This is a genomic window from Streptococcus sanguinis (assembly GCF_003943735.1).
GTDB lineage: Bacteria > Bacillota > Bacilli > Lactobacillales > Streptococcaceae > Streptococcus > Streptococcus sanguinis_E.
Map to the genome: position 1 here is coordinate 77206 of NZ_RJMV01000008.1, position 9876 is coordinate 87081.

The following is a 9876-nucleotide window of genomic DNA, read 5'->3' on the forward strand; positions in this document are numbered from 1 at the left end:
TCATTTTGTCGTAGTATTTGGCAGTGATGGTATTGATGATGATTCTTCTAAAGTTTTAGGAGTGGCCTTATCTAAATCATCTAACCCAGATTTCCAAACCTGCACTTGATTGACCAATAACTTACCTGGTAGTTTCGAATAAGACAACTTAACCGTTCTGGTTTCTGTCTGATTGGTCTTTGATTGGTTGGCATTCTTTAAATCGGATACATAGGTTACATTATAAGAGACCATGGCAATGGCTTGATTCGTAGTCTGATTGACAAAAATATCAGCTTTTTCAAAATGATAATCCAAAATATAGTCCTTATACACTTGGTTCATGGCATCGTTTTGACTTGTCAATTCTTGAGAATAAGCTGATTCAGTCATATAAGGTTGAATACGTGTATTATTTTCTCCGAGCTTTTCTTTCGTATAGTACTGTGTCAAAAATTCTTTTACAGTATCTGATGACAAAATGCTGGCTTTATCTTCTGCTTGTTTATCCTCTACAAGTTTAGCTGCAGCCAATTCGATTTCTTTGCGACTTTGTTTAGCAGTAGAATGTTGACCAACAGTATATCCCATCATGAGAATAAAGCTAGTCGCGGCTACTGCTCCAACACTAATTAAGGCTTTAGTTTTGACTTTATTTAACATCTTAGACCTTCTTTCTATAAAAACTAGGTCAAGAATAACAAAAAGGACTTGTAAGTTTTATCACACCTTAACGAAAGGTGATTCCTACATTTCAGGCGCAAAATCGTACAGTTCAGAGAAAAAAATCAAAACTAGATGTCTTCATCTTATAATGTAACTATGAAAAATTTAAAAGAAGAAAATTTGAGAAGAGCTCTTTCTCATATTGAACGCCATAAACAAGCCATAAATACAAGTAATAATAGTGAGGATAAAAATTATCATAAATTATTACTCCAATTTAGCTATGATGTATATGAAAGAATCAAGGCAAATAAAAAACCCTATCCGAATTTAGATTCAGATAAAGTTTTTTAACCATCTAACAAGTTTACATACTTTCCTTAGTTTTGGAGTTTATGAAACGCCAACTGAATCCTAGAACCAACATCAGATTGATGAAAAGGTACACAGCCGTAAAACTAGTTAAACCATGTTGCCTGATATCATCAAAGTATAAAGTCGGTTCAGTAAAGAACAAATAAATTCCATAGACCTCCACGAAAATAAGAAAACTGATAAAACCAATAAGGAAAAGTCCACTGGCAATAAGAAAGAGTCTCCATAAAAGAATGAGAATTCCTCCTACTGCTAAAAAAATTACTGGGATAAGGAGTAAATCATTCATGACTTTCTCCTTCCTAATCAATCAATTGACGATAATGGGTGGCAAGAGAGGAATCAAATTCCTCTAGCTTTTGAACTAAGTCCAAATACTCCTCTTTTTCATGCTCTTCAAAGTCCACACCTCGATGATTCTGAAGAGAGATTTCCAATTGGCTAGTGAGTTCTCGTATAGAAAAGCTGTAATCCCCCGTCACTTCCTCATAATGTTCTTTTAACTCCTTGTAGGCTTGGTATTCTTCAGGCGTTTGAAATCCCTGTACCAAAGCCTCTTCTAATTGATAATAGGTATCTTCCATCATAATCGTTACCTCGTTTCTTTCTATCTTTATTCTACCGCGCTTTTCATTTCTTGTCCGCTATTTGTATCTATTTTTTAATCCAATTCAAAAGAAAGTTGTTCCTGTTTTTCGTTTCCTTTTTCATGGAATTGTCTTAAGGCTTGATCTATAATATCTAAATCCGTTTCTGTTTCAATCAATGGCGCGAGTACATCGTATTCGGCCTTTTTAGTTTGATAATCCTCTTCCTTTGGAAAATTTTTCTCAATTTCTACCTCAGCAGTAGTCCATTTATCCTTTAATTCATCTAATAAGTTCTGAGTTTTCACTTGGTCCTCTTTAATATGATCAATCGTATGTTGGAGCCTTTGAATTGTCCCCAAAGGAGAATACAAATCTAAACTGACAGAATATTGATTTTCTCCTACAATCTTAACAGAGAAGGTTTCAGGAAGAGGTTGATTTGTTGGAAGACTAAGCATTTTAATGTCAAATCCTCGATAACTTGCCAGGGTACGGAATTCTTTGCTGTCAGCTTGATTATGACGGATAAGACGGTGTAGGGATTCCCCTGCTTCAGATCGTTGATCAAAAGCTTGCTTACCTACCGTCATAGAAAATGCCTGGTCTTTCGACATTTCAGACTGTTGAATGTCTCCTTCATATTTGCTTAATCGTTTCTCAAGAATAGGCATATTTTCTTCACAGTAAGAGATTGTATGACGATAGTGATCCTTGCTGCGTTGAAAGGCGCGTCTTTGATTTTCTAATAGAGTTAGATCATTCTCTAGTTCCATCTTATATTTGAGATAAGGATTACCTGTTGCTAGTGCCTTAAAATCAGAAGCTGTCATAGTCTGCTCATCAATGTCTTCTGCAGCACGAATCGGCTCCTTAGAAGTCATAATTTGCTTAATATAACGGAGTTTGTTCTCCTGAGTTGCCCATAGATAATTATCAAACGAACCTTTGGTAATATAGTGGTAAATATCCACTTCCTTGTTTTCATTTCCCTGTCGGATAATCCGTCCATTGCGCTGCTGAATGTCACTTGGTCTCCACGGTACATCCAGATGATGAACTGCTTTCATCTTGCTCTGAACATTTAAACCTGTTCCTCCTTTTTCAGTTGAGGCAAGGAGAATCCGCACCTCTCCTGCATTGACCTTTCGAGACAAACTATTCTTCTTTTCATCACTATTGGCATCATGTACAAAGGCAATTTCCTTACTAGGGACTCCTCTATCAACTAATAAAGCCTTAATCTCAGAATAAACATCAAAGCCATTATCTTTTTTCTTAGGTGTGCCAATATCTGAAAAAATCATCTGAGTAGCCTTATTTTCCATTCCCTCACGATAAATTCTTTCAACATTATCCACTACCTGAAGCAGTTTATGATTATCTGCTAGACTATAACTAGAGTCCAATAAACGCATATCAATTGCTAGTTTTCGTGCCTCACCCGTAATTTTTAACATGTTATCCTGACTCGGATCAACTGTTCCACATTTGACCATATCTGACCTCATAACCAATTCTTCTAGATAGAGTTTCTGGTTTTCAGTTAACTCACTCTCAATAGGGATAATATGAGCTTCTGGAACAGGTAAATCCAACATATCTTGTGTTTGAATGTCGGCTGTTTCTTTATAGATTTTCATCAACTCAGGTAGATTGACAAACTTTTTAAATCGTTTCTTAGGTTGGTACTTATCCCCTGTAGGAGCTAATTCCATAGAGTTTTGAATTTCTCCAAAAGCACCTACCCAAGAGTCAAAATAATCAACTTGATAGCGTTTTAAGATATCCGGTTGAATGTAGTTCATCATAGTATACAACTCACTAATAGAATTGGAAACAGGTGTTCCTGTCGCAAAGACAATATTTTTAAAATCATGTTCTTCCTGAATCTGTCGAACCTTCATCTCCATATCCACATTCTTCTTAGAAGTTGTATTAGTAATCCCTGCTACATTCCCAAGTCCAGTAATTGGACGAATATTTTTAAAGTGATGTGCTTCATCCACAAAGAGAAAATCAATTCCTAAGTTCTCAAAATCAATAAAACTATCACGATTAAAGCGTTGGAGTTCTTCCAATTGTTTCTCTAGACCACTTATTGATTGCTCCGCTTCTTTAACGGTATACTTGTTTTCAGAATGTGTTTTAATCTCTCGTAGTTCATTGAGTTTATCCTCAATATAGTTCATCTGTCTTTCTTTACTGACAGGGATTTTTTCAAATTGAGAATCCCCAATGACAATGGCATCGTAATCTCCTGTAATAATACGTGACACAAATTGTTTTCTTCTCGCCTTCACAAAATCTTTCTTAGTAGTCACAAAGACCTTTTTAGTAGGGAAAAATTTCATGATCTCTTGGCCAAATTGAGCAGACAAACTAGAGGGCACCACATACAAGGGCTTATGAACCATCCCCAACTCCTTTAATTTAAACCCAGCACCAAGCATGGTCAAGGTCTTTCCTGAACCTACCTCATGAGCTAATAAAGCTCTTTTTTCTTCTACGATTCTTTGAATGGCATTCTCTTGATGAGGGCGAAGGCTGATGTTTTGTGCCAAGCCATCAATGACTAGATGGCTACCGTCATACTCTCGACTAACTGTTCGATTATAAAGACGATTATAGCTTTCCTCAATGACTTGTTGGACTTCTGGATACCGTGAGACAAATTCTTGAAAGAGCTCTTGTAAATGCTGCTCTTTCGCTCTTAGAACAGAAGTTTTTTCCAAATCTGTGATGGTCTTTTTCTTTTCTCCTTCCGTAATAGTCATGGTAATAGTAGGTTGGTTCGAATTAAGTAAATTCTCAAAAATCTTTCTTCCTGTATCATAACGTGACCCACTGACTCCAAGACTACTATCTTTGGCACTTGGATAGCGATAAGCAAATGATGTCCTTAAATGAACCTGCCCATCAACAGGATTCACTTCAATGACTTGTTCTACATCAGGCGAAGACAATTCAAATTCACGATTGGTAAAACATTCAAAGGCAAATTTACCATAAACGGATTGAGGGATCCAACGTGACCCTATTTTGAACTCAATATCTGCCAGATGAATCCGCGGAGGGCGAACAGATTCTAACAAATCTAAAGCGTGGTTCCAATCATATTCTTGGTTGTTTTCCTCCACTAATAGTTGAACTACTTCTATCTTGTTGAGAATATCTCCTGACAAAAACTGGTTCTTAGAAAGATATTTTCTTTCTCCTCTTAAATATCTTTCGGGATCTATTAAAATCTGGTCACCTAACTCATCTAAAATAGCAGCTTGGCTATGTTCGGGATAAATTGATACCATATAGTCTAAATCAACCCCTCTACCATCCGATAAACTAGAGTTTAAGGCATCTAGAGCAGTTGAAACTCTTGCAATCACTCTCTCTGGCCTAACCAATGCTTTCTCAAAGGCTAAAGATTTTTTATATTTTACTTTCTGATCTTTAGAATCAATGTATTCATCTTCTAAACTTGCTAGTAAAGAATACTTATCGTCACTATCAAATAAGTTCCGATTAACGGAGGCATTCAAGTATCCAAATTGACTTACAAAGCGGTCATAGTCACGATTGAGTTTACTAAGTAATACCTGAAAATCTGTCCGACTATAATCTTGATGACGTTGAATTTCAATTAAGGATTGATAGGTCTCTCTCAAATCAACCATGCCCTTAATGCGACCAATATCCTTATCCGATAAGGGACTTTCATAAAAGACAGTTTTTTTGAACAGTCCCTTATATTTCCCTCTTTTACTCGCTTCTTCTGACTTGTAAACATCTAGTGCTTCCTCATCTGTCAAATGAAGTTGCACAAATCGATCTATTTTATGTTCAGACAAAGAACTGTCCCAAGCTTTAAAATCTCCATTCTCATCTACATAATAACTAATTTCGTCTACTTTTGAACTGTTCCGAATGCCATGCGTATCTCGGTAATAAATTTGATTTCCCTCGTATCCAAAAGAATAGAGCGCTAAGTCCTCACGTATACGACTTGGGATAGAATTATCCACTTCTTCTTGGATAAAAACAGGTGCTTTCAAAGAATTGTCAATTTGTTTAAGTGCTTCCACATTCTCTAATGCTTTCATTATGTCAGTAGCTAATGTTTCTGATACCCCCTTAACATTGAGAGTACCTCCATTAAAATTACGTACCTCATATTCACCCAAAACTTGTGTATTGTATTTCCCATCAAAATATGGATTGATCCAGACACGCTTATCCTCCTCAAAGGGAATAGAACCATTAAAAACAAGTTCCTCTTCATTAAGATTCTTTGCTTGGTCCTTTTGAAAGAAGAGGAGATCTGTAGTCACTCGGGTACCTGCAATCTTTTTAAAAGCCGTATCTGGCAACCGAACTCCCCCTAAAAAATGAGTGTTGGATTTAATCTCTTGTAAGACATTATCTGTCCGCTTATCCATTGTGCCAATAGATGAGATAATCGACACTTGTCCTCCGTCTCTTACTAAATCAAGTGAGTGTTTGACAAAGTAGTCGTGAATCATATAAGGTTTATCATAGTTTTTATCGGCAATGCGAAAATTTCCAAAAGGAACATTCGTTAAGACTAAATCAAAACTATTATTTTGATAGGGAACTTCTTCAAATCCTCGCACTTCAATATGGGTATTGGGGTGGAGTTGTTTTGCGATTGCGCCTGTCACACTGTCTAATTCAACCCCATAGAGTTCTGATTTATCTCGTATACTTCTAGGCATAGCCGCAAAGAAGTTCCCAGTTCCCATAGAAGGATCTAATATCCTTCCTCCCTCAAAACCATCATCCAGTAACTTTTGCCAAATCTGGCGAATAATCATTGGGTCTGTATAATAGGCTGTGAGAGAACTTTGTTTCATAGTGGAGTATTCTGATTTACTTACTAAACTCTTAAGAGTTAAACGTTCTGTTTCATACTTTGGATTGAGTTCATCAAAAAATTCATTGGCAAGGCCACCCCATCCGACATACTTGGCTAGTAGTTCTTGTTCTTCTGGATTTGCTTGTCGTCTCTCTTTTTCTAATCTTTTAACAAGTTCAATTGCGGCGATATTCGTTTCAATTTTTTCTCGATTTGTCTTAGGATAAAAGTCCTCTAAATCATCTGGAAAAACAAAATCTTGAACAGGAATATCCAACTCTTCTACACTTGAAATAAGTGGTGTTGATTCTGTTTCCTTATCTTTTTCCTTTTCTTCTTCCAGGTAGGAAAACAAATCTATTTCCTGATTTTCACTTGATGAATCAATCTCAATCTCTGAATCTTCTTTTTCAAGTTCTACGATAGACAATACTTGTTCAATCTCTTCTAAACTGTTCAAGTATAAGATAGGACTTTCTTCAAATAACTGGTTGGAATCATTGAATAGCTCTAGGCGAACTAAGTTATTTAACTGTGCATTTTCAATCGAAACCAACTGAAATACTTGTCCTTTATAACTTACTTGTGAACCGATTGGATATTTCCTCAAAGCTTCTTCTACAATTTTATCGACATTAGAAAAAGAGTTCGTTTCTTCCGTTTCCTGTTCAACATCACTTGAAGGAGACAAAGATTCCTCTACTTGATTAGACTTTTTTCTTATAGCCTTTACTTCATCAAAATGAGTAATAATCTTCAGCTTTTGTGTCAGTGGGAGTTGTGTGTAGTTTTCTTCATGATGGACAAGATCCGTCACGGTATCTAAAGTAGCCATCAATTCTGAACCCAAATAAGCTAGAACATCTCCCTCTTTTTCTTCAAAATGAATCTCAATAACTTCTTTTTTAAGCTCTTTTGAGTCAACCATTAGAAGAAATTCCTCTATATCTCTACTAATACGGTCAGATAGATTATTCGCAACCCGATAGACATTGACTAAATTGACATCCTGATTTTGATGAAATACAAGCTCACTTAATGGTTCTAACTTCTCTTTTCCAGATTGGATGTGAAATCGAGTGGAAAGGTTATAGGTTGCGACTTCTAGCACCAAGTTTTTCTCCCAATTGCTTAATTGAGATAATTTATCTAGACCTGCTTGTCCAAAATTTCTTGTGTAACTTTCTAGATCTTGGTCATTATTTTCAGAACTGGCCTCTAGGAAAGAAATAATATCTTGATGAAATGAATAGACATGAGGTATCTCTTTTATCTTGCCCTCTTCAGCCAAAAAACTCTCTACCAAGTCTTGCCATTTCTCATCAAAATGTTGCGCTTGATAACGAAGAAATAGGCCCATTTTCTCCCTATCTTTTGGAATTGTTCCACGAAACATAGCCAATAATTGCATTACTTCCATACTCGCTCCTTTCATCTATACGAAAATAGGAGAATCACATGATTCCCCTACAACTCTATCTCCATTTCAACCTCTTGAGGACTGGTTTCTAAATCACTAGACAAAAGAGAAACGGCATCTGTTCTCATGTAGTAAGTATATAAGTCTTCTAGGTCTTGTTGGTTTTCAATCCCTGTTTCAATACTAATCAGAGCCTGTATAAATTCCTTGTAGTGACTCTCCATCATATCTGAAATCTTTTGTTTCATTTCCATAAATACTGAAGACGGTTCAGTTATACTTGTTTGGCCCATGTCTTGTAAATCCTTTTCTAAGGGATTGGTTCCTTCTTCTACTTCTACTAAATCTGAACGACCATCACCATCAGAATCTGCGCTAAGAGGATTGGTTCCTAGCGTCAATTCTTGAGCATCAGTTAGTCCATCTTGATCCGAATCACGTTGATAAATGGCTTCCATATACTTCCTTCTTTCCTAGTTAATCTTTTTTCACTCCAATCCTATCAAATATTCCTTGAAAGAAGTATCACAACAAAAAAAGAGAACGAGCCAAAACTGCGTTCTCCTTAAAATGTAAAACATTACTATTAAAGTAAAAAAGACGACTTACAGAACCTGTAAGCCACCTAGTCAGTCGGTTTATTCTGGTGTCTACCACCGCTTGGCCCTTGAGATTTCAAAAACTCATAAATATGTTTTGCTCATTCAAACTCATCCCCACCAAACTGACTAATTGCTGGTAAAATAGTAGTCTGAAGTTGAATGACTTTTGGGAAATAAAATTGAAGATTGACATACACCAATTTTTCTTTCTTGTTCTTATACTTTTGATAAGAAACTTTCAAACCTGTATTATCTGGTGTTTCACCGATAACATCACCCGTTAGAACTCTTGTCCCCTCAATCGCACGGCCATTATGAATGGAATATAAGGTTAAACGACTCCCATTCTCTCCTTTTCCGTTAGTGATAATAAAAAAGGAGGACTTCTACACTTTGGCGTAAAAAGTCCTCTTTTAGAAATGTATTCTTTTTCTATTATATTATTTAATAACGCATAAAAATTTTCCTAAACAAAATATCTTACTTTCACACGATAAAAGAAATTCACATACACTTATATTTTCTATTATCATGTCATGATATTTCATATTTTTATCTCCTTACATCTTTAAATCTCCTTTATTTTGATTTTTCAAATATGAGTATCACTATGGATATTTACAAATATATAACATTGTCAGCTATCGAATTTAAAAATTCTTGGTCATGTGAAACAATGAATATTATTTTCTTATCGCTTTTACATTCGTTGATCAGATGGGATATGTTCATCATATTGCAATAATCCATTCCACTAGTAGGCTCATCAAAAAACATAAGTTTAGATTTTTTACATAGTACAGATGCAATTGCTACCCTTTGCTTTTGTCCACCTGACAAGCTCATTGGATGACGATCTTTTGATTCATATAAATCAAGTTTTTTCAGAATATTTTCAACATAACTACTTTCAATATTTTTTATTCCAAGACCTACTTCACTTGCAATAGAATCGGTAAAAAGCTGATGATTAACATCCTGCATTACAAGGGATGATATTTTTAGCCTATCTGATTTTGAAAGTCTTTTGCCGTCCAAATAGATTTCATCCTTCGATTTTCTTTCTAAGCCTATAAGGCATCTGAGCAAAGTGGATTTACCAAGTCCGTTTGTTCCTACTATGCCGTAAATTTTTCCCATTTCAAAAGAGAGGTCTTTTAAATGCAATTTTTTATCTATGCCATTAAACTTAAATTCAATGTTTTTTACTTCTAAATTTCCCTTATTTTCATTTTCGGGTACTGTAAGTTTTACTCTATTCTTATTTCTTAAACCTAACTTCTTTAGCTTTTCAGACGGTATTTTCATAAAATCTATTTGAGTATATTCCTTTTGTATTTCCCCATCTTTAATCAAAAAAACTCTATCTACAAT

General features: G+C 35.5%; 7 protein-coding genes and 1 pseudogene. 1 reads left to right on the top strand and 7 read right to left on the bottom strand.

From position 1 onward, the window contains the following. Nucleotides 1-642 (bottom strand): peptidylprolyl isomerase, encoded by a 642-nt coding sequence (locus tag D8877_RS08935; RefSeq protein WP_125353090.1) that lies wholly within the window; start codon nt 640-642, stop codon nt 1-3. Between the two features lie 159 nt (nt 643-801). Between D8877_RS08935 and D8877_RS08940 the strand changes: the two genes are divergently transcribed. Beyond that, nucleotides 802-999: a hypothetical protein gene (locus tag D8877_RS08940; protein ID WP_125353098.1), complete on the top strand. Its 198-nt coding sequence runs from the start codon at nt 802-804 to the stop codon at nt 997-999. Nucleotides 1000-1012: 13 nt separating this feature from the next. On the opposite strand, the gene D8877_RS08945 is transcribed toward D8877_RS08940, so the two are convergent. From D8877_RS08945 to D8877_RS08970, 6 genes and pseudogenes are all read right to left on the bottom strand, one after another. Beyond that, complete coding sequence (locus D8877_RS08945; protein WP_000998893.1) at nt 1013-1309, bottom strand: DUF5966 family protein; 297 nt, start codon at nt 1307-1309, stop codon at nt 1013-1015. 13 nt (nt 1310-1322) lie between these two features. Beyond that, nucleotides 1323-1607 carry a DUF5962 family protein gene (locus tag D8877_RS08950; RefSeq protein WP_000969636.1) on the bottom strand — a complete coding sequence of 95 codons (285 nt, stop codon included), beginning with the start codon at nt 1605-1607 and terminating at the stop codon, nt 1323-1325. Nucleotides 1608-1681: 74 nt separating this feature from the next. Beyond that, nucleotides 1682-7900 carry a helicase-like domain-containing protein gene (locus D8877_RS08955; RefSeq protein ID WP_185760209.1) on the bottom strand — a complete coding sequence of 2073 codons (6219 nt, stop codon included), beginning with the start codon at nt 7898-7900 and terminating at the stop codon, nt 1682-1684. A 47-nt stretch (nt 7901-7947) separates the two neighbouring features. Next, a complete protein-coding gene (locus D8877_RS08960) occupies nt 7948-8358 on the bottom strand; it encodes a thrombospondin type 3 repeat-containing protein (RefSeq protein WP_000387515.1) in 411 nt (136 codons plus the stop codon). A 245-nt stretch (nt 8359-8603) separates the two neighbouring features. Further along, nucleotides 8604-8873 (bottom strand): annotated as a pseudogene (locus tag D8877_RS08965) (phage tail tip lysozyme); the annotation flags it as partial. Nucleotides 8874-9120: 247 nt separating this feature from the next. Continuing rightward, the coding region (locus D8877_RS08970; RefSeq protein ID WP_048769920.1) for an ATP-binding cassette domain-containing protein at nt 9121-9876 on the bottom strand (756 nt) is incomplete at its 5' end.